This is a genomic window from Clostridium sp. (assembly GCF_050717515.1).
GTDB lineage: Bacteria > Bacillota > Clostridia > Clostridiales > Clostridiaceae > Clostridium_AD.
Genome location: NZ_JBOITL010000033.1, coordinates 1 through 23,057, shown reverse-complemented (window position 1 = coordinate 23,057; position 23,057 = coordinate 1). Strand labels below are relative to the sequence as shown.

Below are 23,057 nucleotides of genomic sequence, written 5' to 3'. Positions count from 1 at the left end.
AAGCGGAGGTAAAAAAGATGAAAAAAAATAGTGATTTAACATTTACGAAAGCGGCTGTAAAGTCAACAGCAGAAAAAGTTATAAAGTCTACGGAAGAGACAGCTGAAGCAGCAATAAAAATGGCTTCTGCTGTTGTTAAAAAAACAATAGCTAAGAAAGTCGATGTTGCATTTTATGTTCAATATCAGGGAAAAGAGATTAGCAAACAAACAATACTTGAAAAAATTCATGATGAGTGGATTAAATCTCATAAACTTTCAGAACTTAAGACATTAGATGTATATCTAAAGGTTGAAGATGATACAGCTTATTGTTTGGTAAATGGGTCTATTAACATAGATTTAAAATTATCTTAAAATAATCGAATAAAAAAAAGAAGGCTTCTGCCTTCCTTTTTTTATTCGATTAGAAAATTAATGGAGTAGTAATGCTAAGCAGTTTTGTTTTCTGATTAAGTGGGTTTGTCCATGAATGATCAGTGGTTGAGGGATATTGTATTGAATCACCTGCTTTTAATAAATAATCGATTCCAGCAAGATTTACAATTAATGCTCCTTCAAGCAGATAAACAAACTCTTCACCGGGATGACTGGATTTGCTTCCATGCATTTGATCTGGAGGAATAATGATTATTAAAGATTCAATTTTTCTTCCAGTAAAATCTCCGCTAATTCTAATGAATTCTGAATTTGATCCTTCTATTTTAAATACTTTATCTTCCTGCGCCTTAACTAAAAAATTGTGTATTTCAGGAGGCTTGAAGAAATAGTTCATTTGAACATTTAATGCTTCTGCAATTTTTTTTAGTGAGGTTATTGCAAGTGAAGAATAGCCGTTTTCTACCTGAGATAGAAAGCTTACTGAAAGACCAGTCTTCATGCTCAAATCTTTTAACGTTAGGTCTTTTTCTTTTCTTAGATTACGAATTTTTCCTGCTATTTCAGTTAACATTATTTGCCTCCAAATTTATCAATTGTTACAATTCATAATAGTTTATAACTTAAAAGCTTTTTATTTATTTTACTACAGTAATAACATCTATTATTGAATATAGTACCATACTAAAAAAAAATATTCAATATAGCAAAATCATAGTTATTACAATATTAAATTAACTAGGTACTTATTACAAAAATTTTAACTTAATAAATTACTGTAGCATTAAAATAACTATTGTAATACTTAAATAATTCTGTACATTGTTAAATTTTTATGATAGAGTAAAAGTGTAAATAACATAATATACTGAATATTAATAATACATTAAAAAGAAAGCAGGGGGCAAAAAATGAAAGAAAAAACTGGTTTAATTAAACGAAAGATTGGGTTATGGGATTTAGTATTCATGAATGTATCAGCACTGTTTGGAATTAGGTGGATTGCAAAGTCAACGGCATCAACCTTTGGACTTGGACTAGGAGCTATTCCAACATGGGTAGTTTTCACATTTATATTCTTTGTACCAGGTGCACTTATTTGTGCTGAACTTGCAGCAACTTACCCAAGGGATGGGGGGCTTTACGAATGGGTGAAGGAAGCATATGGTGAAAAACAAGGTTTCTTGGTTTCATGGCTAAATTGGACTGCAAAATTATTTTGGTATACTTCATTCTTGACATTCTTAATTGTAAATATATCTTATGCTATAGGAAGACCTGAGCTTGCTAGTAATAAGATGTTTGTAATGGTATTATCTTTAATAATTTTTTGGATACTATCATATATAAGTACAAGAGGTATGGGTTTTGCTAAATTGTTTACCAATATAGGAGCGTTAGGTTCAACGGTACCTGCAGTGTTATTAATAGTTTTGGGTATTGCTTCTGTGTACATTTTTGGTAATGAACCGGCATCTGTTTATACAGTTAAAACTCTTACTCCAAAATTAAATGTGGACTCATTCGCAGCTATTTCAAGTGTAATGTTTGCACTATCTGGGGCAGAGACAACTGCAAACTTTGTAACAGAGATGGAGAACCCTAAAAAAGATTTACCTAAAGCAATATTAATTGCAGCTTGCTTAGTTGCAGGTCTTTATGTTTTAGGTTCAATTGCGATTACACTTATTTTACCAGCTAGTAAGATAACGGCTTCACAGGGAATTTTAGTAGCACTTTCAACAGTTGCTACAAGTCTTGGAATTGGAACTTGGTTTATAAAAATTATTGCACTTGGAATATCACTTTCAGTGTTTGGAGCGATAATACTTTATATTGCTTCACCAATAAAAATGCTTTTTGGAAGTGTTCATAAGGGTATATTCTCAAAAAAATTCACAAAAGTTAATGAGAACAATATACCAGTAAAAGCAGTTTATCTTCAAGCAGTAATAGTATCAGTAATTTTACTTGCGATAAATTTGTTGCCTTCAGTTGATACAATATATAATGTACTTGTTACAATGACTGCACTTACAGCGTTGTTCCCTTATATATTACTATTTGCAGCTTATATAAAGCTGAGGAAAACAAGACCAAATGAAATAAGACCATATGAACTTTCAAAAAATAACAATACTTCAATTAGAATTGCACAAATGGTATTAGTTGTAGTAGTAATTGGTATAGTTCTATCAGCAGCACCAGTAATGCCAACTTTGAAAGAAAATATAATATACGAGGTGCAAATGATTGGTGGAGCATTAGTTGTTATAGTTAGTGGAAATGTTATTTGGAATAATTTCGTAAAGAGAACAGGATTTAAAGAAGAAAAAAAATAGTTTATACTTCCCTGCCAAAAGCAGAGAGTCAAAATATAATCATAATATTTTAGGAGGGGTTTTTAATGATACAGGAAAGACTTAATAAAGTTTTAAAAATTATGGGAGATAACAAAATACCTCAAATGATAGTTTCTGATTCAAATGCTATTTTCTATCTTACGGGCAAATGGATTTTACCAGGAGAGAGAATGCTTGTATTGTATCTTAATACAAATGGAAATAATAAGTTGTTTATTAATGAATTATTCCCTATAAGTGAAGATTTAGGTGTGGAAATGGTATGGTATAGTGATACGGACAAACCAGTAGAAATTCTTTCAAAACATATTGATAAAGATGCACCAATGGGTATAGATAAAAACTGGCCTGCTCATTTCTTATTAAGGTTGATGGAACTAAAAGGTGGTAGCTCATTTGTTAATGGTTCTAACATTATTGATAAAGTAAGAAGTTCAAAGGATGAAAAAGAAAAGGAATTTTTGAGAGCATCATCAAAGCTTAATGATATTGCTGTTGAAAAGATGATAAAACTTGTAACAAAAAAATATACTGAAAAGAAAATGGGCAAACTACTTGGTGATATGTGGGAAGAAATGGGAGCAGAAGGACATTCATTTGATCCTATCGTAGGGTATGGTGCTAATGCAGCAGATCCTCATCATGTGATGGATAACTCAACTGTTAAAGAAGGCGATAGTGTAGTTATTGATATTGGTTGTATTAAAGATTCATATTGCTCAGATATGACGAGAACAGTTTTTTATAAAAGTGTATCAGACCATAGCAGAGAAGTTTACAATGTAGTTAGAGAAGCTAACAAAAGAGGAATTGAAAAAGTTAAACCTGGAGTTAGATTTTGCGACATTGATGCTGCAGCAAGAGACTATATTACAGAAAAAGGTTATGGAAAATACTTTACGCATAGGTTAGGACATTCTATAGGACTTCAAGATCATGAGTTTGGAGATGTTTCTTCTGTTAATACAGATAAAGTAGAAGTAGGAATGTGTTTCTCAATAGAACCAGGTATATACATGCCAGGAGATGTTGGTGTACGTATAGAAGATTTAGTAATAGTTACCGAGGATGGTTGTGAAGTATTAAACAATTATTCAAAAGATTTAATTATTGTAGAATAGCATAAAATATTTAAAAAAGTGGGAGCCTCATACGTGAAAAATGAGACTCCCACTTTTTATATATTTTTATAATTGTTCTACAATGCTTTCTAAAATTTTCACTAATTCTTTATCATCTAATATATCTACAGTGCAAAATGCAAATAAATCAATATACATATCTTTATCTGGTATATGTATAAATATATTTTTATCTGTTGAATCTTCATCAATTTTAAATTCTCCTATGACTGCATCAAATTTAGAGATTTTTATTTTTTTTAATGAGGTACCTTTTTTAAAAGTTGCTTGGAGCTCTTTTTGTTTAACCGCACTATGAACAATATCAATTATAATTGTATTACCAGTAAAATGCTCAATTCTTTTACCTTTTTTAAGATAATCGATCTGCCTGTAATTTAATGTAAAATCATAAATGGAGTTACTAATTTCTTGATAATTTGCATACATAAACCTATAATTTTTAGGTAAGTAATTTGATAACACTATTCTATTTGATATTTTTTTAGCTTCTTTAATATTATATGCAGTTTTTTTAGTAACTGGACTTACTAATTCTTTATCACTAAGGTCAAAAGGAAGTGGCTCTTCATAACTGTTAAATTTATATTTTACACCATTAGAATTAAATATAATCTCATTTATTAATTCCAATCCTGCCCCAAAAGCTTTAAAACTAAATGGTATAAACATAATAATAAGTAAAGAGATAGCAAGGTACTTTTTTTTATCACAAAATCCAATAATGAATTTATTTTTTGATTTGTCTTTATTCATTATATTTTTCATTACTGATTCATTAATATTTGAATTTTTAAGATTATATTTATATGAAAATACTGACATTGTATTTTTGAATTTATTAATATTATTATAATATTCTTTGCAATGATCACATTTTTTAATGTGACCTAATACATCTTCTTTAGCAATGGCATCTATTTCTTCATCTAACAATAAATCTATTAAATTTTTCGATATTTGGCAATCCATTTTAAGTCTCCTCCCTTTTCTTTGATATCATTTTTTTCTATTTTATTAATTAATTTTTTACGTGCAGTAAATAATCTAGATTCAACTTTGCTTATTGGTATATTTAGTTCTTTACTTATTTCTTTATAGCTCAAATTTTGTATATATTTCAATATAATCAAAACCTTATATTTATAGGATAGAGAGTTTATAAAATTATATAGTTTTAAATTATTACTTTTATCCGCATATATTTTTTCTGGATTAAATTTTAAAATTGTACTAGAATAATAATCGTCTAGATAAAAATTGTTTAGCTCACATTGCTTTTTATTTTTTCTTAATTCATTAATAGTAGAATTCTTTGCTATAGTTAAAATCCATGTAAAAAAATTTTTACTTAAGTTGAATTTGTTTATATTTTCATATGCTTTTATAAATGTTATCTGTGTTAATTCTTCAGCCATATGTTCATTCTTTACAATACTACAAATAAAATTATAGGTATTTTTACTATATTTCTTTATCAATAAATCATAATTCTCAATTTCTCCTTCTAAAACTTTAATTATTATATCATTATCATTCATATTCATATTATAAATCACCTCCCCTGAACTTATTACACTTTCACTATATATACAATTCAAAATACAAAATCTTTATTAATTTTCATAAATATATATATTATTCCTCATTTATCTATTAGTGTGTTTTTATTACATTATACACTGATATATTTTAAAGACTTGCGATATATATTAATACACATACTAATATATAAGTTTCGGATACACTAACAATTAATAATATATCTTATAAATTTAAATTTTGGGGTAGAAATGAAAGATTCCAAAGTATAGAACACAAGTAAGCAGGATTATCACCCCACAAAATTGAATTTATTAAGTAGCATTAAAACAAAATAATTGGAGGAATAATCATGTTAAATATAGGTTGTCATTTATCAGTATCAAAAGGCTACAAAGCTATGGGCGAAGAAGCTCTTCAAATAGGAGCAAATACATTTCAGTTTTTCACCCGTAATCCTAGAGGGAGCAAAGCAAAAGAAATTGATCCAAAAGATGTAGCAGCACTATTAGAAATAACAAAAGAAAACAAATTTGCTATAATACTAGCACATGCGCCATATACCTTAAATGCTTGCTCTGCTGATGAAGGCACAAGGGAATTTGCAATGAAAATTATGGAAGATGATTTAAATAGAATGGAATACATGCCAAATAGTCTTTATAACTTCCATCCAGGTAGTCATGTAAAACAAGGAGCTCAGATAGGGATAGAATACATTATAAATATGCTAAACACTGTGCTAAAACCAGAACAAACTACCAAAGTACTTCTTGAAACAATGTCTGGTAAAGGAACAGAAGTTGGTCGAACTTTCGAAGAACTAAAAGAAATTCTTGATGGGGTCACACTTTCAGGCAAAATGGGCGTATGTCTTGATACTTGTCATATTTACGATGCAGGTTATGATATTGTTAATGATTTAGATGGAGTAATAAATGAATTTGATAGAATTATTGGCCTTGATAAGCTATATGCAATTCATTTAAATGATAGCAAAAATCCATTTGAAAGTCATAAAGATCGCCATGAAAAAATTGGTGAAGGTTCTATGGGAAAAGAAGTGTTTATTAAAATTATTAATCATTCCAAACTACGTCATTTACCATTTTTTTTAGAAAGTCCAATTGATTTATCTGGTCATGCGCAGGAAATTAAGATGTTACGAGAAGCATATATAGAATAAGGTGCCACCCACGTGGCAAGTGGCAAGTGGCAAGTTTTTAAATGGATATGTTAATAGCATTTAAGCATGGAAGTTTTTTATTTGTTATGGTATCAATACAGTTACTATTAAGTACTGTATTGATATAAATAAATACAATGTTTTTACAAAAACATTTTTTGAATTGTAAAAATATTTTGTAAATTTCATTGACTTTTATTTATCAAAGTAGTAATCTTAAGAAATAAAGGATATATAAGGAATATATCTTAACAGGTGACAGTAGAGGTTAACTTGTTATAGATGATTCGTAAATATTTTGTAACAATTAAGAAAACGTTTGCATAATAGATATTCTTTAGAAAGGTAAATAAACTAAAATATTTATATGCTTATGCATGCTTTAATTACAAAAGGAGGGTATTTTATGAGTACAGTAAATTCATCTAAGGACAAGGGTGGTATATTATATACGATAAATGACAAACCACCAATTCACATAACAATTTTACTTGCGTTTCAGCACATTATGGCAGCATTCGGTGGTATTGTAGCAGTTCCACTAATAGTTGGTGCTGCTTTAAAATTACCAGTAAATGATATTGCATTTTTAGTAAGTGCTGCATTATTTGCAGCAGGTATAGCTACATATATTCAAGCTAAGGGAGTTGGTCCTGTAGGATCTAAGCTTCCATGTGTTATGGGAACTGACTTTACATTTGTTGGACCATCTATAGCAGTAGGTTCTGCTTTTGGGTTACCGGGAATGTTTGGTGCAACCATAATGGGATCTTTCATTGAAATTATTTTAAGCTATTTTATTAAACCTTTAAGAAAATTTTTTCCACCAATTGTAACAGGAACAGTTGTTATGTTAATTGGATTAACTTTAATACCTGTAGCAATAGATTGGTCTGCTGGTGGGGCTGGAGCTGCAGATTACGGCAGTATAAGGAATATATGCATTGCCTTTTCGGTTATGGCAGTAATTGCATTATTAAATAGATATGGTAAAGGGCTCCTTTCTTCTGCATCAGTTATAATTGGTTTAGTATTTGGATATGCAATATGTTTTCCTCTAGATATGTTAGATTTTTCAGTAATAACAAATGCTAGTTGGATTGCTTTCCCAACACCTTTTAAATATGGTATTACTTTTAAATTTGGTGCATTTGCTTCATTTATCACAGCTTATTTAGTAACAACTGTTGAGACGGTAGGATGTCTTATGGCGGTTGGTGAAGCATCGGGAAAAGAGGTATCATCAGAAGAACTTTCAAAAGGTATACTTGCTGATGGAGTAGGATCTCTTATAGCAGGATTTGTTAATGCTGGTCCTAATACATCATTTTCACAAAATGTTGGTCTTATATCGCTTACTAAAGTTGCAAGTAGATTTGTAGTTACTATGGCTGGAATTATTTTAATGCTATTAGGAATATTCCCTAAAATTGGGGCGATTGTTGCTATTATGCCAAATCCAGTTTTAGGTGGTGCAGGTATTATAATGTTTGGAATGGTTGTATCATCAGGAATTAAGACTATTAAAGATGTTGAGCTTAACAATAGAAACATGCTTATTCTAGCTATTTCAATTGGAATAGGTTTAGGTGTTACTGTAAGACCTGATTTTTTAAATAGTATGCCTTCTGCAATTAAGAGTTTCTTTTCATCAGGTATAAGTGCAGGTACGGTGGCAGCGTTATTACTTAATTTAGTATTAAAAGAAGAAGCTCCATCAAACATAGATGCGGACTTAGATTCAAAAACAATTTCACAATAAAAAAATATTAAAGGAGATGCTAGGGCATCTCCTTTAATATTTTTTATTGGATAGATTGTTTAAGGGTGAAAGTTAAAAATTTTAAGCATGACAAGGAAAACTAATAGTAATTGGAATCATTTGCTTTGCCAACATAAAGGTTATATCCCATGAAGAACGAAGCAACGCAGGTTATAACTGTTGCAATAGTTAAACAAATCAAAATTGTATTCGCCTGAGGCATGACAGAAAAGCTTTCAAGAAATTCAACCCGGTCAGAGTTTGGGGATATTGGCATATTGAGCTTTAGGAAAAATAAAAGTCCATAGCCAATAGTACCAAAGGCTGCAAATAGGGAAAGCCTGAGTTTTTTATTTTTTATAAGAGTAATTGCAACTCCCACAAAAAGAATTATTACTAATATACAGAACATTAACATATTGCCTTTTGTTGTGTTTATTACTTGATTTACCGCAGATTCTGGAGGGGAATTACTAATATTTTGGGGAGATACAAGATAAAAAATGCCAAATACAATACCTGCTAATGATAAACCAGCAATGGAGACTACAATATATAGTATAAATATGATCACTATTGATAGCAGGAATATATTTAATGCTGTATATTTTCTACTAACAGGAACAGTTTCAAACAGTCTTTGATCACCGTAGAGTATCCTGTTAATCATCCATACACTTATTATAGGAAAAACAATGGGAACAATATCATTTGAAGACATTGTATTACCGAAAAATATAAACATATTCATAAAAGATATCGAAAAGATAGCAAAAATATAAAGCAATATTTTGGAAGAACTTTGGAATCTTATATCAATCGGCGTAGTTGAATTGAGTAATAGTCTTTGATAAGTAATGAGTTTATTTAGCATATTAAGAACCTCTTTCCTTTGTATAGTCTGTAGGATATGAATATTGAAATAGGGATTATTACTAAGCATACACAAATTAATATTAATAGAGTTTCATTATAATGTGGCATTGCCTTAATGTTTTCTAAAAAGCTTACGTTACCAAGCTGACTTGCAACAGGTGCTGTGTATAGAAGTACTATTGTGGTAAGTGCAGTTACTGATATTGTAAGAATTTTTCTAAGAAAACTAAGTCTTATAAAAAATACAGGCAATAAAATACTTGTAATTATTGTAGAGATACAGCTTATTAAAAACATAGCATTCCAATTAATTACTAATATATTTAAAGTAGAGGTTGGTTGCATTAGAAATGTGGCTAGTATAAGAGCTATAGTACTCCCAATAGTTATAGCCAGGCTTGTTAAAAAAACATATAAATAAAGATTTATAAGCGAGTATACTTTTGAAACAGGAACAAGCTCAAATAATTTGTTTTCTGAATTTATAATAGAATAAACCATACACAAAGCAATAATTATGGGGTAAAATATTACTCCAAATCCATCAACATTACCAATGAAAACACCTATAAATAATATAAAACTAAATAGAATAAAAAAATGGTATTTTGAAGTTTTTTTAGGATTAATAAAGCCAAGTGAACCACTTAAAAGTAGTTGGTAATTCCAAAATCTGTTTAACATTTCTTTGCCTCCTTGTAAAATTTATTATGTTGTAGTTTCCAGTTAGTTTCATTTTTTTGCACCCATATAAAGCATAATGTCTTCAATGGTAGGCCTGGCAATTTTAAACCCTTCTAAATTTTGAAGTTTTAAATTTTTATTGCATAAGCCCTCATATCCAAAAGTTGTTTCTTTTATTCCTATAAGTTCGGATTTAATTGTATCTGTCATAGCAGCTCTATCAACATGTGCCAAGGCGTACATATCAAGCATTTCGTCTTTGCCCTTAGAAAAAACAATTTTACCATCATCAATCATTGTTATATAATCAGCAATTTTTTCAAGGTCACTTGTAATATGTGTTGAGAATAGTATAGATCTTTGCTCATTTTGCATAAGTTCTAAAAGTAAATCCATAACATCGGCTCTTGCAATAGGGTCAAGTCCTGCTGTGGGTTCATCAAGGATGATTAATTCTGGATTATGACATAGTGCCATTACAACTCCGAATTTCATCTGCATACCCTTCGAATAAGTTGAAAGCTTTTGACGCTTATCAAGTTCAAAGCGGTTCATAAGTTCGTCAAACCTTTTAGGATCGAAGGTTTGATAAAAAGGTGATATCATATTTTTTATTTTAGTAGGTTTGAGATTAAGAGGATAGATTAAACTATCAAATACAACCCCTATTTTTGCTTTAACAATTTCTTCGTTTCCGTACATGGGGATACCGTCGAATAACACATTTCCGCTTGTTTGTGGAATCATATTAAGTATTGATTTAATAAGGGTGGTTTTGCCTGAGCCATTTCTTCCTATAAACCCCATAATAGTTCCCTTTTCTACTGAAAGATTTACATCATTTAAAGAAAAATTACCGATACTGACCTTCAAGTTTTTGATTTCTAAAGCCTTATTTGTCATTTTTATTACCTCCGTATATTTCATTTAGAACTTCAAACATTTCAACAGATGATATATCTGACGCATCTGCAAATTCTTTGATTTCAAGAAGCCGTTCCCTAAGCATATCTATGTGTATGGCCTTAATCTTATTTCTGTCAATCTCTGTAACAAAGCATCCTCGGCCTTGCAGATTGAGGACAATACCCTCTTTTTCAAGTTCTTCATAAGCACGTTTTACGGTTATGATGCCAACCTTTAAATCCTTTGCCATAAGCCTTATTGACGGCAGTTGCTCCTGAGATTTTAAATTACCCTTGAGTACCATTTCTTTTATTTGAGTTTGTATTTGTTCATATATGGGGGTTTGGGAAAGGGTTGATATTAGAATATTCAAGCACATCTCCTCCTTGTCTACTGTTACTATATAATAGACACAGTTAAATGTCAATGATTTCTTTGGATTACAATTAATTCTTTTAATTACTTTACTATAAGTAAGGATCAAATTTTGTTATTTTAGGATAAGGTTAGTTTTGAATTTGATATTTTTAGAAACCTAATATAAAAATAGCCGACTAAAGTGTTTTGTTACACTTTAGTCGGCTATTTTTAATTAAAGATGCCACTTGCCACGTGGGTGGCACCATAGATTCTATTTAAATAAATTTGCTACCATATCGATAATTGGCTTTAGCAACTGTAAAAGAGCGCTAAGAATATCCGTTAAAATAGGTATTGTAATACCTATTTGTTGAAGTACATATATTAATAGGAATATACCAATGGCGATACTTATTATCCTTCCAACTATTTTAAATACCGAAATACCAAGATAAGCAAGTAATATAGCTAATGCAAACATAATAATGGTACTCAGATTAATATTAGAAAAATTAACGTTCATAAAAACACCTCCATTATTAATAAAATTATAACTTAAAGAATATGTTTTAGCAACCATTGGGCTACATAGTTGTTAAAAGTAGTTTAATTCCAACCAGTGATAGTACTGAAGCGCCAACACACAGAGCAATTAAGATAGAAGATAATCTGGACATTTCAGGCACATTTTCGTATTTAGGTTTCATAATAAAGGGCCTCCATTTCGGTATTTATTGGCTATAACATAAAATTCAATCTAATACTGATGTAATTTTTTTAGTAATAACACCATCTATTAATAAAATACTGGATAACTGTTGCATTTAAGTGTCAATAATGTAAACAATCTATAACCATTAGGGCAAAATCGCATTTTTTTTAGTGTTGACATATACAGTTAGACTGTATACAATGAAACTATATAGTTAGACTGTACAATTAAAACTAAGTTATTGGAGGGAATTATGAATAGAGATAAAAATTTACCAGTAACAGAAACCACTTATTATATTCTTTTGGCATTATTAGAACCTGCTCATGGCTACCTTATAATGCAAAAAGTTGAAGAATTAAGTATTCAACAAGTTAAGATAGCGGCGGGAACACTTTATGGAGCTATTGAGAATTTGCTGAAACAAAAATTAATACAATCGGTAATAAGCGAAGATAGTAGGAGAAAAGTGTATCTTATCACTGAAAGTGGAAAAGAAGTTTTAATGTTAGATCTTGAGAGAATGCGGCATATGATTAAAATAACAGAAAGTAAATTGAAATTGTAATTAGGGGGATTAGTATGAGGAAATTCAAGTTTTTTATTGACTATGATAAAGAAGAAAAATGGCTAAAAAAGATGGCTAAAAAGGGATATGAATTAGAAAATATATCTTTTGGACACAAATTTCGTTCTATAAAGCCAGAGAATGCAACAGTTAAAATTGATTATCGAATTTTTAAGAAAAATGAGGATTTTATTGAGTACTGCGTTTTATTTGAAGATAGTGGTTGGAAACATATAGCGGGTAGTAAAAAATCAGGAGTACAATATTTCAAAAAAAATGATGAAAATAGCCAAGAAGATATTTTCTCGGATACTATCTCTAAAGCAGGAAAATATAAAAGATTATCGAATATGTTTCTGATTCCTACAGCAACTAATTTAGCATTGTTTGCAATATATATAACTGGGGGCCAAATTAATGTTAATTCATTGATTAATCTTAAATTACTGTATCATACACCAGGATTATGGGAAAGGACAGGCATAGCATTTTGGGGAAGGTTTTTACTTGAGACACCCTTTGTAGTTATGAGAGGATCTATATGGTTAATACCTCTAATGATGATTATATCTTTTTGCCTAGTAATTAAAACTAGAATATTATATAATAAACAAAAGAAGGCTTAAATATGCCACTGGCCATAAGGCTAGGACTACACGAAAGGACCAAAGATTTATGTGCAGAAAAAGGTTTGATCTTATTACAATAAGTTTAGAGCACTTGCCATGTGGATGGCATTTTTAAAATGAATTGTCTTAATACCAAGTCTATTAGCTGCTTCAACATTTACTAAGGTATCATCAATAAATAAGCATTCTTCAGCATTTAGCTTATAAGTATCTAAAAGTTTAGTGTAAATTTCAGCTTGAGGCTTTAGAAGATTTTCTTTATAAGATATTGTGCCTCCGTCAAAATGTTTAAAAAAATCATATTTAGAATAAATAGTTTCAAAAGCTAATGAATGAAAATTCGAAAGAAGATATAGTTTATAGCCATTTTCTTTTAGCTGACTCAGAATTTTTACTGTGCCCTCAATAGGTGTCAATATTTCAATCCAATTATCCATACACTTTTTAATAGGTATTTCACGATTAGGATTTCTTAAAGATATTATTTTTACGGCCTCTTCTTGAGTTATTGTTCCTCTATCTAGGTTAAGCCACTCTTCACTTTGAAATATTTCTTTGTAAAAAAGTTTTTCAATGTTGTCATCGTTGAAAGTTCTTTTAAGATAATCTAGCGGTTTAAATTCTAGTAATACATTTCCAATATCAAATATTATATTTTTAATCATTTTTGCCCTCCGTAATAAATTGTAATTATATCTATAATGCAACTTTTAGGGTTCTCCAATCTTTTTAACACTTTATGCTTATAATACATTTTTCCTTGGCCATCCGCTGTTTGATATATAATATCTCCGACATAATGCGTAAATCCATTTTAAATAAGCAAAATATACTTAGGCACAACTGTATAGTTCTATAAGTAATTAAATTATCCTCCAAGTAAAAAGAAATATAAATATTTTATGTGTTTTTGGACAAATATTCAAAATTGTATAAATACAATTAATTTTAGTTGAGTTATAATAATGAATAAGATATTTATTATTAATGAAATAGAAAATGGAGGTAATTTTTATGTCTAAAAAATCAAACAAGAATAATATAAATTTATTACTTACAATAGGTGCAATAGCTGGAGCCGCTGCTGTAGCAACTATTAGTGTAAAGGAGTTTAATAAAAAACATAAAAAAGCAAAAAGTTTACCTGAGAATAAAGATAATGATCATAGGCAAGTTTATTTCATTGGTGGTGGCTTAGCTTCCCTGGCAGGTGCTGCTTATCTTGTGCGAGATTGTAACTTTAAAGGCAAAAATATTCATATTATTGAAGGAATGAAAATTCTAGGAGGTAGTAATGATGGCGCAGGAGATGCCATAAATGGGTATGTATGCCGTGGTGGTAGAATGTTGAACGAAGAAACCTATGAGAACTTTTGGGAATTGTTTTCAGATATACCATCTTTAGATATGCCAGGTATGAGCGTTAAAGAAGAAATTCTTAATTTTGATCATTTGCATCCAACCCATGCACAAGCAAGATTAATTGATAAAGATGGAGTAATTCTTGATGTAAGTAGCATGGGATTTAATAATGCGGATCGAATGGCTCTTGGCAAATTGATGATTACATCAGAAGAAAAACTAGATTATAAGACTATTGAGGAGTGGTTTAACGGTACACCACATTTCTTTGAAACTAATTTCTGGTATATGTGGCAAACAACCTTTGCTTTCCAAAAATGGTCCAGTCTTTTTGAATTTAAGCGCTATATGGAACGTATGATTTTTGAATTTTCACGTATTGAAACTTTAGAGGGTGTTACACGTACTCCTTATAATCAATATGAGTCAGTAATCCTTCCATTAAAAGCTTATTTAGATAATTTTGGAGTTGATTTTAGTATAAATGCAACTGTAACTGATTTAGATTTTAAGTCAGGGGATGAAATTACAGTAACTGCGCTGCACATAGAAGAAAATGAAGCATCTAGAGTTATTACCTTAAACCCTAACGACGTTTGCATCATGACAAATGGCTGTATGACTGATTGCGCAACACTTGGCGATATGTACACACCTGCAGCGTATAATCCTGAAAAACCAATCGCAGCTGAGCTTTGGGCAAAAATAGCTGAAAAGAAAAGAGGCCTTGGAAATCCAGAACCTTTCTTTGGACATGCAAATGAAACTAATTGGGAAAGCTTTACAGTAACTTGTAAGGGCAATAAATTCTTGAACTTAATTGAAAAGTTCTCCACTAACATTCCGGGTAGTGGAGCCTTGATGACATTTAAGGATTCCAATTGGTTAATGAGCATAGTTGTTGCGGCTCAGCCACACTTTAAAAATCAGCCAATTGATACGACTATGTTTTGGGGATATAGCATATATACTGATAAAATTGGTGATTTTGTAAAGAAAGCAATGCGTGATTGTACAGGTGAGGAAATGTTAATGGAACTTTTATACCATATGCATATGCTAGACAAAAAAGAGGAAATTATGGACACAGTAATTAATGTAATTCCATGTATGATGCCTTATATAGATTCGCAGTTTCAGCCACGTAAGATGACTGATCGTCCTAAGGTTGTACCTGAAAACTCCACAAATTTTGCTATGATTAGCCAGTTTGTTGAAATCCCAGAGGATATGGTATTTACAGAAGAGTATTCTGTTAGAGGAGCAAGAATTGCTATATATAATCTGTTTAATGTAAAAGATAAAGACATTTGTCCTGTAACTCCTTATAAAAAGAAGCCTAGGATAATAAAACAAGCATTAAAAACTTCCTTTAGATAAAATTAGGAGATGGCTTTCAGTCATCTCCTACAATATTTGGGAGTTGTTATTTTATTTCTTCTAAAATCTTAACTACTCTTTTTAACTCTTCTCTAATTTTAAGGCGTTGTGGACATTTTGATTCGCATATACCACAATCTGCGCAGGCTTCTGGCATTGAACCCTTTTCTGGGTTATTTTTATAGGCATCAAAATCCTTCTTAGCTACGTCTGTTAAGCCATAAACATTGTGGTAAGTGTACATGTTAAATATCTTAGGGATAATTATGTTCTTAGGGCACGGCTGACAGTAATTACATCCAGTGCAATATAATTCTGAAAACTGCTTAATCTCTTCCATAGCTATACCAACTTTGTATCTTTCTGAATTATTCATATAAGTCTCAACATTTGCGATAGCAAGATTTTTTTCTAACATATCCATAGTCTCCATGCCTGATAGAGCAAGACTTATATCCTCGTTTCCTAAAACAAATCTTAATGCGAGCTCATAGGTGGCTATAGATTCTTTACCAGTAAGCTTTTTATAAAGTTCTGTAGGCGCAGCAAGCCTACCACCTGCTACAGGGCCCATAGCTGCTACTCCTAGTCCCTTCTTTCTGGCGTAGGCAATAGACTTTTCATTTGCCCTGTCAAGAAGATTATACTGGCATAAAACAGATTCAAAGATTCCTTCTCCAGCATTTATAATATCAATCATGTTTTCAGGATCGTCATGGAAAGAAAAACTCAAATGTCTTATTAGTCCTTCTTCCTTTGCTTTCCGTGCCTCATTAAAAAGGTCATTGGTTCTAATATCCTCAAGGGAATCTTTGTTTATTCCCCAAAAATGGTAGAAATCTATATAAGGTGTGTCCATGTTTTTTAAACTGTTTTCTAGAATTCTTCTCATATCAGAAGGCTTTTTAACATCATTCAAAGGCAATTTTGTAGTTAGCTTAACCTTACTTCTTACACTTTTTAAAGCTTTCCCCACTGCATGCTCACTATTTTTGTGACAGTAATAGGGTGCTGAGTCAAAATAATTTATACCACTTGCATAACCACTAAAAAGCATAGGTAAAGCTTTTTCCTCATCAATATACCATTTTTCATTTATTTCAACCTCAGGTAACCTCATGCAACCAAATCCTAAAGTTGAAACCATTTCTCCTGTATTACCATAACTTCGATACTTCATTATTTTCATTCTCCTTTATACTCAGTAATTTATAAAACAATTATTTGTTGAAATTAGAGCTACGGTTTGATTGTATATATAATTATACTGTTTATTTAAAGGAAAAGCTATTTTTTAATAACCTAAAAAATGTTATAAATTCTATAAAAAAGCCAATAAAAAATCATTTATGTATATGTAGTTGAGAAGGTTTATACGACTAGGTTTCCTTCAGTAGTAATATGTGTTTCTGATGGAATAAGAGATATTATTTCCTTTATTTTTGGCCATGATAAAATAGAAATTATATCTATATCAGGAAGTCAGTTTCTTCGACTAATTGAGAACTTTTTAAAATATCCTGACATTGAGTGAAAAAGGCATAAAAAAAATAATTTTTAAAATCGAATTAATGCCTCTAGGTGGCTAATTCACTTGTAATATTGGACACTTGATGATAATTTTTGTTGATAATATATTAGTATAACTTGCATTATAGAATAACTTGTGATATTATTAAGGCATAACTTAAATGAATAGTAAATAAAACAACACAGATATATTTCAATTAATTAGTACTCTTTAAATATAGTATTTTTATATCGAAATTTTATAGGTGTGGTATTACAAAGTGTTTAAGAATAAAATTTCGGAGGTACACATATATGAATGGTACAGTTAAATGGTTTAATTCAGAAAAAGGATTTGGTTTTATTACAGGAGAAGACGGAGTAGATGTTTTTGCACATTTCTCTCAAATAAATTCAGATGGTTATAAATCACTTGAAGAAGGACAAAAAGTATCTTACAGCATCGTTGAAGGACCAAAAGGACCACAAGCAGAAAATATTACTATTGTAAAATAATAATATTTTAAACATCAAGTAGCTTAGCTACTTGGTGTTTTTTTTATTTTTGTAACACTTATAAATTCATACATAACAGGTTACCTGTTATGTATGAATTTATAAGTGTTTATTTTAGTTATATCTCTTTAATAGTATTAGTAACTTGTATATAATTGGATTATATATAAAAGCAATTGTTAAATAATCAGGAGGCGTGGGTATGGGTTTTAGATTTTATAAAAGAGTGAAAATTTTACCAGGCATAAGCATGAATTTAAGTAAATCAGGACCATCTTTTTCTTTTGGTCCAAAAGGTATGAAAATGACCCTAGGCGGAAAGGGCATAAGAAGCAGCTTTGGGATTCCAGGTACTGGTGTTTATTATACAACTTACAAAGGATTTAAGAAAAACTCTAATGGTGTCATTAGTAGAAATATTCAAGGTGATGGAAATCAAACGGCGAATAGGGCTACTTCTACAGTAGCTCCTAACTTGGGGTTTTTTAAGGGCTTATTCATGTCTCCTCAGGAAAAAAACTTTCTTTCGGGAATAAAAGCTTTTGCACAGGGGGAAAATGATGAAGCATTTAAAGCTTTTAGCATAAACAATGATAATGCAGATAGCTTATTTATGGCAGGATATATAGCTCTTGGAAATGAAAAATACTCTGTAGCTGAGGATTACTTAACAAGATGTAAGCAAAAATTAAATGAGCTAGGCACGACTATATCTGTGTTTGATAATTATTTTGAATTAACTTTAGCTATAACAGATTATATTGAAATACCAATTAATTTGAATTTTAAAGGTTTAACTTTAGCGATAGTCGAGGCATATCAGAACCAAGAGAAGTATAATGAGGCTATAAATTCATTGGAAGAATTATGGAATCAAAATCCCAGTGATAAGGTAATATGTCTATCTGTGATTGATTTAATAGCTCATCATGAACCTCCTGTAAAACAACATTTAACAGATATAATAGAAGCAACCAAGGGTATTGATAATGATGAACCTATAGACACTAACATAATTTATCTTAGAGGATTTGCATTATATGCACTTGGGCTTGTGGATGCAGGAATCAAACAATTAACTGATGTCTTAAGACGAAAGAAGGATAGGCCGGCTGACTTGCTTTTACAAATAAGATATATTCGCGGTAGAATTTATGAAGAAGCTGGGCAAGGTTCAAAGGCAAAAGCAGATTATGAGAAGGTATATTTAGAAGAACCTAACTTTGAAGATGTTAAAGAAAGATTAGGGTTACTATAATTTAACAATATATATACCAAAATGTACCATATGGATTAGAAGATAGTTTAATTTAGATGGTACACTTTGGGTATACATAAAGAATCTAATCACTCTTTAATTATACTTACTAACTCTATTTTATAATTTCCATCAGGAGATTCTACCTCGACGGTAGATCCAATGGTCTTTCCAAATAATACTCGCCCTATTGGCGACTCAATACTAAATTTACCATTTGCTATATCCACTTGCAATGTTGTTACAAGTTCAATTTCTTCTATATCATTAGTGCCAACAAAGTTTATTAGTAATTTATCACCTACATTTGCACCACTAGTATTAACAATAACATCATCTATAACTTCAGCAGTTCTAATCATTTTTATTAAATAACCCATTCTTCTGTAGTTGTCGTACATATTTGTTTTGGCAGCTTTATACTCAGCATTTTCACTTCTATCACCATGAGCAGCAGCAATCATTTTTTCATGGGCAATTTCCATTGTTAAAGGGCCTTTGCGATAATCAAATTCCTTTTGAAGTTCTTCAATATCTTTTTTAGTAAGTTTATTATTAATTTTGTCACCTTCTCTTATTTTATATTATTACCAAACTATTTATTTATAATTTTAGACCATTACCAAGTGTAAAACAAGTGGTATTTATATTCTATATAAGTAGAAAGAATATATTAAATAGTGCTTGTACTTGTACTTGTATATAAAATTTTTTAGCTATGTTAACAGTAAATAATTTTATTGGCTTGACAATATTTTAACTATGAAATATAATTTAGCTACTAGGGCAAACGTTTGCATAACTAAAATAAGTATAAAATTATAATTATCCAATGAATCATTTTTAAATTCAATTAAAAGATTTGAGGATATAACAAGAGATTCATCAAGGGAAGTTTTTATTAACTAAAGAAAATTTAATATAGATGCATTGCTTCATAGTTGAGTATAATCATTAGACAATATATTTAATAAATATATTGTCTAATGATTATAAATTTTAAAATTGAAGTTATAGAGATCTGTTAAATTAATAATGGAGGTAATCGGAATATGGTTAAGAGTAAATCAAAAATAATATCTTTTGATTTTTGGCAAAAATTTGGGAAGGCACTATTGGTAGTGGTTGCAGTTATGCCAGCGGGTGGACTAATGATTTCATTAGGATCAGTTATAGGAATATTGGCACCAAATTCTTCATTTATGCAAACCTTATCACAAGTTGTGGGAGGTATAGGTTGGGCAATAATAGTTAATTTAGGGCTATTATTTGCTGTAGCTATCGGTGGATCTTGGGCTAAAGAACGTGCTGGCGGAGCATTTGCAGCGCTTATTGCATTTATTTTAATAAATAAAATTACTGGTAACGTATTTAATATTACAAATGAGATGCTCACGGATGTACATGCAACAGTAACTTCATTAACAGGTCAACAACTTTTGGTTAAAGATTACTTTATTTCTGTTCTTGGATCTCCAGCATTAAATATGGGAGTATTTGTTGGGATTATATCAGGTTTTCTTGGAGCGGTTTTATTCAATAAATATTATAATTACAATAAATTACCCAATACGCTTGCATTCTTTAATGGTAAACGTTTTGTTCCATTTGTAGTTATTGCAGGTTCCACAGTTACTGCATTTGCATTTGTTATAGTTTGGCCATTTGCTCAATCGGTTATAAATGGATTTGGAAAGTGGATTGCAACATCACAAAATACTGCACCATTTATTTCACCATTTATATATGGTACACTTGAGCGTTTGTTATTACCCTTTGGTCTTCATCATATGATTACAATACCAATAAACTATACAGATCTTGGTGGAGCATATAAAGTATTAACAGGTGCTAATGTTGGTAAGCTTATACTTGGACAAGATCCACTTTGGCTTGCATGGGTTACTGACTTAGGTAATTTGAAAGCAGCGGGAGATATGAGTGCATACAGTAACTTACTTGCAACAGTTCATCCAGCAAGGTTTAAGGTTGGACAAATGATTGGAGGAGCCGGATCATTAATGGGTGTTGCATTTGCTATGTATAAAAGTGTAGGTAAGGAAAAACGAGCAAAATATAAATCAGTGTTTTTTTCAGCAGCCATTGCAGTTTTCTTAACAGGTGTAACTGAACCTTTAGAATTCATGTTTATGTTTGTTTCACCAATATTATATGCCACTTATGCAGTTATACAAGGATTTGCATTTATGTGTGCAGACATATTTAATTTAAGAGTGCATAGTTTTGGTGTTATTGAGCTTGTTGCACGTATACCTATGATAGTAAAAGCAGGAATTATAGGTGATTTAATAAGATATGTACTAGTGACGGTGGTATTTTTCTGCATAAACTATTTTGTATTTAAATTTATGATAAGTAAATTTAATATAGCAACTCCAGGTCGTAATGGAAATGAGATTGATATGGGAGATAATTCAATAGACTCTACTGCAGAGCAAGAAGTTGATGCTAGCAAAACAGGAAGCCAAGCTACAGCTATAATTGAATTACTTGGAGGAAAACAGAATATTGTAGATGTGGATGCATGTATGACCCGTCTTCGTGTAACAGTTAAAGATAGTTTATTAGTAAAGGGAGAAATGGAATGGAAAAAAAATCAGGCATTAGCTTTAATAATTAAAGGTAATGGTGTACAGGCTATATATGGACCAAAGGCAGACGTTTTAAAATCAGATATTATAGATATACTAGGAGTTTAATATGAAATTATTAACTTTAAATTGTCATTCATGGATGGAAGAAAGTCAAAATGAAAAGATAAAGATTATTGCAAATACCATAAAAGAAAAAAAATATGATGTAATTGCACTACAAGAAGTAAGTCAATCTATAAACGAAAATATAGCTTATGATAATATAAAAAAGGATAACTTTGCTTTGATTCTGCTAAAAGAATTAGAAAACTTAGGATGTAAAGAATACACAATGCTGTGGGAATTTTCACATATAGGTTATGATATATATGAAGAAGGAGTAAGTATTATAACTAAACATAAAATAGTAGAAGGTAGTGCACACTCATTTTTCATAAGTAACAGGCAGGATCGAGAGTTTTGGAAAACTAGACTGGTCATAGGAGCTTCAATTAAAATTAATAGTGAAATAGTGGATTTTTACTCTTGTCATTTAGGGTGGTGGCAGGATGAAGAGGAACCTTTCTGCGACCAAGCAGATAAGTTACTTAATAATATGAAAAAGGACAGACTAACATTCTTTATGGGCGATTTTAATAATAACGCTTTTAAACGAGATGAAGGTTTTGATTATTTAATAGAAAAAGGAATTAAGGATACTTTTGATCTTGCTAAAGAGAAAGATTGTGGGATAACTATAAAGGGTAAAATAGATGGATGGGATTTGAATAAAAATGATTTAAGGCTGGATCTCATCTTAGTAAATATGAATGTAGATGTTAAATATTCTAAAGTAATATTTAATGGCGAAAATGGGTTAGTGGTATCAGACCATTATGGAGTAGAAATAGATACAAGTTTATAGCAAGCACTAATACTAGCAATTTTTGAAGTTTATTTAACAAAGAGCGATATTATATATATATATAGGAATATAAACCGCTCTTTGTTTTTTTTGATGTTAAGCGAAATCCATTAAATATAAAGAAAGATATTAGTGTGTCAGGGTACTCGTTTTTATAGTAAAAGGTACAAAAACAGATGATAGTGGCGCAGTAAGTTAAGTGCTAATTACTATATAATATGTTTTTTAATAAAAATAGATTATAAAAAGTGATTGACAAAACAAGAAATACCTAGTAGTATAGTAGAAGTCGTCACATGATGACAAAGCAAATTGGTCTTTGAAAATTAAACAGAGAAATAGGTAAAATAGCGAAATAACATTTCGCTTGACCAGTTAATTACTTTAGATAAAAAAGTAATTTTAG

At 30.4% G+C, this 23,057-nt stretch carries 24 protein-coding genes; 12 read left to right on the top strand and 12 right to left on the bottom strand.

The window, feature by feature from the left end:
• The first annotated feature begins 17 nt into the window (after positions 1-17).
• Positions 18-356, top strand: a complete 339-nt coding sequence (locus ACREV6_RS18145) for a DUF6465 family protein (RefSeq protein ID WP_431579457.1) — start codon at positions 18-20, stop codon at positions 354-356.
• Between the two features lie 49 nt (positions 357-405).
• Here ACREV6_RS18145 and ACREV6_RS18140 read toward each other — a convergent pair whose 3' ends face one another.
• Entirely contained in the window at positions 406-951 is a 546-nt protein-coding gene (locus ACREV6_RS18140; protein WP_431579456.1) for a helix-turn-helix domain-containing protein, read from the bottom strand.
• 358 nt (positions 952-1,309) lie between these two features.
• On the opposite strand from ACREV6_RS18140, the gene ACREV6_RS18135 reads away from it, so the two are divergent.
• Both ACREV6_RS18135 and ACREV6_RS18130 read left to right on the top strand, forming a co-directional pair.
• Positions 1,310-2,719, top strand: coding sequence for an APC family permease (locus tag ACREV6_RS18135; RefSeq protein WP_431579530.1), 1,410 nt, complete (start codon positions 1,310-1,312; stop codon positions 2,717-2,719).
• A gap of 65 nt (positions 2,720-2,784) precedes the next feature.
• Entirely contained in the window at positions 2,785-3,861 is a 1,077-nt protein-coding gene (locus tag ACREV6_RS18130; RefSeq protein ID WP_431579455.1) for a M24 family metallopeptidase, read from the top strand.
• A gap of 66 nt (positions 3,862-3,927) precedes the next feature.
• Here the strand turns inward: ACREV6_RS18130 and ACREV6_RS18125 are convergent, their stop codons facing one another.
• Both ACREV6_RS18125 and ACREV6_RS18120 read right to left on the bottom strand, forming a co-directional pair.
• A complete protein-coding gene (locus tag ACREV6_RS18125; RefSeq protein ID WP_431579454.1) occupies positions 3,928-4,854 on the bottom strand; it encodes a hypothetical protein in 927 nt (308 codons plus the stop codon).
• A complete protein-coding gene (locus ACREV6_RS18120) occupies positions 4,827-5,429 on the bottom strand; it encodes an RNA polymerase sigma factor (protein ID WP_431579453.1) in 603 nt (200 codons plus the stop codon). The genes ACREV6_RS18125 and ACREV6_RS18120 overlap by 28 nt, the downstream gene beginning before the upstream one ends.
• Positions 5,430-5,776: 347 nt before the next feature.
• On the opposite strand from ACREV6_RS18120, the gene ACREV6_RS18115 reads away from it, so the two are divergent.
• Both ACREV6_RS18115 and ACREV6_RS18110 read left to right on the top strand, forming a co-directional pair.
• The gene (locus tag ACREV6_RS18115) at positions 5,777-6,610 is read left to right on the top strand and encodes a deoxyribonuclease IV (protein WP_431579452.1); all 834 of its coding nucleotides are present in this window, start codon (positions 5,777-5,779) and stop codon (positions 6,608-6,610) included.
• Between the two features lie 406 nt (positions 6,611-7,016).
• Positions 7,017-8,372: a nucleobase:cation symporter-2 family protein gene (locus ACREV6_RS18110; RefSeq protein WP_431579451.1), complete on the top strand. Its 1,356-nt coding sequence runs from the start codon at positions 7,017-7,019 to the stop codon at positions 8,370-8,372.
• A gap of 100 nt (positions 8,373-8,472) precedes the next feature.
• On the opposite strand, the gene ACREV6_RS18105 is transcribed toward ACREV6_RS18110, so the two are convergent.
• The 6 genes from ACREV6_RS18105 to ACREV6_RS18080 all read right to left on the bottom strand — a co-directional run bounded on the left by ACREV6_RS18105 (position 8,473) and on the right by ACREV6_RS18080 (position 11,905).
• Positions 8,473-9,042 (bottom strand): hypothetical protein, encoded by a 570-nt coding sequence (locus ACREV6_RS18105; RefSeq protein WP_431579450.1) that lies wholly within the window; start codon positions 9,040-9,042, stop codon positions 8,473-8,475.
• Between the two features lie 197 nt (positions 9,043-9,239).
• Positions 9,240-9,932: an ABC-2 transporter permease gene (locus tag ACREV6_RS18100; protein ID WP_431579449.1), complete on the bottom strand. Its 693-nt coding sequence runs from the start codon at positions 9,930-9,932 to the stop codon at positions 9,240-9,242.
• Positions 9,933-9,980: 48 nt separating this feature from the next.
• Positions 9,981-10,835, bottom strand: coding sequence for an ABC transporter ATP-binding protein (locus ACREV6_RS18095; protein ID WP_431579448.1), 855 nt, complete (start codon positions 10,833-10,835; stop codon positions 9,981-9,983).
• Positions 10,825-11,217 carry a GntR family transcriptional regulator gene (locus tag ACREV6_RS18090; RefSeq protein ID WP_431579447.1) on the bottom strand — a complete coding sequence of 131 codons (393 nt, stop codon included), beginning with the start codon at positions 11,215-11,217 and terminating at the stop codon, positions 10,825-10,827. Before ACREV6_RS18090 ends, ACREV6_RS18095 begins: the two co-directional genes overlap by 11 nt.
• 252 nt (positions 11,218-11,469) lie before the next feature.
• Complete coding sequence (locus ACREV6_RS18085; protein WP_431579446.1) at positions 11,470-11,721, bottom strand: hypothetical protein; 252 nt, start codon at positions 11,719-11,721, stop codon at positions 11,470-11,472.
• A gap of 61 nt (positions 11,722-11,782) precedes the next feature.
• Positions 11,783-11,905, bottom strand: coding sequence for a hypothetical protein (locus tag ACREV6_RS18080; protein WP_431579445.1), 123 nt, complete (start codon positions 11,903-11,905; stop codon positions 11,783-11,785).
• Between the two features lie 258 nt (positions 11,906-12,163).
• On the opposite strand from ACREV6_RS18080, the gene ACREV6_RS18075 reads away from it, so the two are divergent.
• Positions 12,164-12,478 (top strand): PadR family transcriptional regulator, encoded by a 315-nt coding sequence (locus ACREV6_RS18075; protein ID WP_431579444.1) that lies wholly within the window; start codon positions 12,164-12,166, stop codon positions 12,476-12,478.
• A 14-nt stretch (positions 12,479-12,492) separates the two neighbouring features.
• Positions 12,493-13,104, top strand: a complete 612-nt coding sequence (locus ACREV6_RS18070; protein WP_431579443.1) for a DUF2812 domain-containing protein — start codon at positions 12,493-12,495, stop codon at positions 13,102-13,104.
• Between the two features lie 74 nt (positions 13,105-13,178).
• Here ACREV6_RS18070 and ACREV6_RS18065 read toward each other — a convergent pair whose 3' ends face one another.
• A complete protein-coding gene (locus tag ACREV6_RS18065; RefSeq protein WP_431579442.1) occupies positions 13,179-13,772 on the bottom strand; it encodes an HAD family hydrolase in 594 nt (197 codons plus the stop codon).
• A 349-nt stretch (positions 13,773-14,121) separates the two neighbouring features.
• On the opposite strand from ACREV6_RS18065, the gene ACREV6_RS18060 reads away from it, so the two are divergent.
• Positions 14,122-15,849, top strand: coding sequence for an oleate hydratase (locus tag ACREV6_RS18060; RefSeq protein WP_431579441.1), 1,728 nt, complete (start codon positions 14,122-14,124; stop codon positions 15,847-15,849).
• Between the two features lie 46 nt (positions 15,850-15,895).
• On the opposite strand, the gene ACREV6_RS18055 is transcribed toward ACREV6_RS18060, so the two are convergent.
• Entirely contained in the window at positions 15,896-17,029 is a 1,134-nt protein-coding gene (locus tag ACREV6_RS18055) for an aldo/keto reductase (protein WP_431579440.1), read from the bottom strand.
• Positions 17,030-17,673: 644 nt separating this feature from the next.
• Here ACREV6_RS18055 and ACREV6_RS18050 point away from each other — a divergent pair.
• Both ACREV6_RS18050 and ACREV6_RS18045 read left to right on the top strand, forming a co-directional pair.
• A complete protein-coding gene (locus tag ACREV6_RS18050) occupies positions 17,674-17,874 on the top strand; it encodes a cold-shock protein (protein WP_125004432.1) in 201 nt (66 codons plus the stop codon).
• 202 nt (positions 17,875-18,076) lie between these two features.
• A complete protein-coding gene (locus tag ACREV6_RS18045; RefSeq protein ID WP_431579439.1) occupies positions 18,077-19,132 on the top strand; it encodes a DUF4236 domain-containing protein in 1,056 nt (351 codons plus the stop codon).
• Positions 19,133-19,221: 89 nt separating this feature from the next.
• On the opposite strand, the gene ACREV6_RS18040 is transcribed toward ACREV6_RS18045, so the two are convergent.
• The gene (locus ACREV6_RS18040) at positions 19,222-19,692 is read right to left on the bottom strand and encodes a GreA/GreB family elongation factor (protein WP_431579529.1); all 471 of its coding nucleotides are present in this window, start codon (positions 19,690-19,692) and stop codon (positions 19,222-19,224) included.
• A 492-nt stretch (positions 19,693-20,184) separates the two neighbouring features.
• Between ACREV6_RS18040 and ACREV6_RS18035 the strand changes: the two genes are divergently transcribed.
• Both ACREV6_RS18035 and ACREV6_RS18030 read left to right on the top strand, forming a co-directional pair.
• Positions 20,185-21,852: a PTS transporter subunit IIBC gene (locus ACREV6_RS18035; RefSeq protein ID WP_431579438.1), complete on the top strand. Its 1,668-nt coding sequence runs from the start codon at positions 20,185-20,187 to the stop codon at positions 21,850-21,852.
• Between the two features lies 1 nt (position 21,853).
• Positions 21,854-22,651: an endonuclease/exonuclease/phosphatase family protein gene (locus ACREV6_RS18030; protein ID WP_431579437.1), complete on the top strand. Its 798-nt coding sequence runs from the start codon at positions 21,854-21,856 to the stop codon at positions 22,649-22,651.
• Positions 22,652-23,057: the final 406 nt, after the last annotated feature.

Bases quoted from the DNA above. Each gene is read 5' to 3' on its own strand.
- ACREV6_RS18035 (WP_431579438.1), top strand. From the start codon at position 20,185: ATGGTTAAGAGTAAATCAAAAATAATATCTTTTGATTTTTGGCAAAAA.
- ACREV6_RS18145 (WP_431579457.1), top strand. From the start codon at position 18: ATGAAAAAAAATAGTGATTTAACATTTACGAAAGCGGCTGTAAAGTCA.
- ACREV6_RS18140 (WP_431579456.1), bottom strand. From the start codon at position 951: ATGTTAACTGAAATAGCAGGAAAAATTCGTAATCTAAGAAAAGAAAAA.
- ACREV6_RS18130 (WP_431579455.1), top strand. From the start codon at position 2,785: ATGATACAGGAAAGACTTAATAAAGTTTTAAAAATTATGGGAGATAAC.
- ACREV6_RS18055 (WP_431579440.1), bottom strand. From the start codon at position 17,029: ATGAAGTATCGAAGTTATGGTAATACAGGAGAAATGGTTTCAACTTTA.
- ACREV6_RS18090 (WP_431579447.1), bottom strand. From the start codon at position 11,217: ATGTGCTTGAATATTCTAATATCAACCCTTTCCCAAACCCCCATATAT.
- ACREV6_RS18060 (WP_431579441.1), top strand. From the start codon at position 14,122: ATGTCTAAAAAATCAAACAAGAATAATATAAATTTATTACTTACAATA.
- ACREV6_RS18100 (WP_431579449.1), bottom strand. From the start codon at position 9,932: ATGTTAAACAGATTTTGGAATTACCAACTACTTTTAAGTGGTTCACTT.
- ACREV6_RS18110 (WP_431579451.1), top strand. From the start codon at position 7,017: ATGAGTACAGTAAATTCATCTAAGGACAAGGGTGGTATATTATATACG.
- ACREV6_RS18125 (WP_431579454.1), bottom strand. From the start codon at position 4,854: ATGGATTGCCAAATATCGAAAAATTTAATAGATTTATTGTTAGATGAA.
- ACREV6_RS18045 (WP_431579439.1), top strand. From the start codon at position 18,077: ATGGGTTTTAGATTTTATAAAAGAGTGAAAATTTTACCAGGCATAAGC.
- ACREV6_RS18085 (WP_431579446.1), bottom strand. From the start codon at position 11,721: ATGAACGTTAATTTTTCTAATATTAATCTGAGTACCATTATTATGTTT.
- ACREV6_RS18070 (WP_431579443.1), top strand. From the start codon at position 12,493: ATGAGGAAATTCAAGTTTTTTATTGACTATGATAAAGAAGAAAAATGG.
- ACREV6_RS18095 (WP_431579448.1), bottom strand. From the start codon at position 10,835: ATGACAAATAAGGCTTTAGAAATCAAAAACTTGAAGGTCAGTATCGGT.
- ACREV6_RS18105 (WP_431579450.1), bottom strand. From the start codon at position 9,042: ATGATTAACAGGATACTCTACGGTGATCAAAGACTGTTTGAAACTGTT.
- ACREV6_RS18065 (WP_431579442.1), bottom strand. From the start codon at position 13,772: ATGATTAAAAATATAATATTTGATATTGGAAATGTATTACTAGAATTT.
- ACREV6_RS18120 (WP_431579453.1), bottom strand. From the start codon at position 5,429: ATGAATATGAATGATAATGATATAATAATTAAAGTTTTAGAAGGAGAA.
- ACREV6_RS18075 (WP_431579444.1), top strand. From the start codon at position 12,164: ATGAATAGAGATAAAAATTTACCAGTAACAGAAACCACTTATTATATT.
- ACREV6_RS18030 (WP_431579437.1), top strand. From the start codon at position 21,854: ATGAAATTATTAACTTTAAATTGTCATTCATGGATGGAAGAAAGTCAA.
- ACREV6_RS18080 (WP_431579445.1), bottom strand. From the start codon at position 11,905: ATGAAACCTAAATACGAAAATGTGCCTGAAATGTCCAGATTATCTTCT.
- ACREV6_RS18115 (WP_431579452.1), top strand. From the start codon at position 5,777: ATGTTAAATATAGGTTGTCATTTATCAGTATCAAAAGGCTACAAAGCT.
- ACREV6_RS18050 (WP_125004432.1), top strand. From the start codon at position 17,674: ATGAATGGTACAGTTAAATGGTTTAATTCAGAAAAAGGATTTGGTTTT.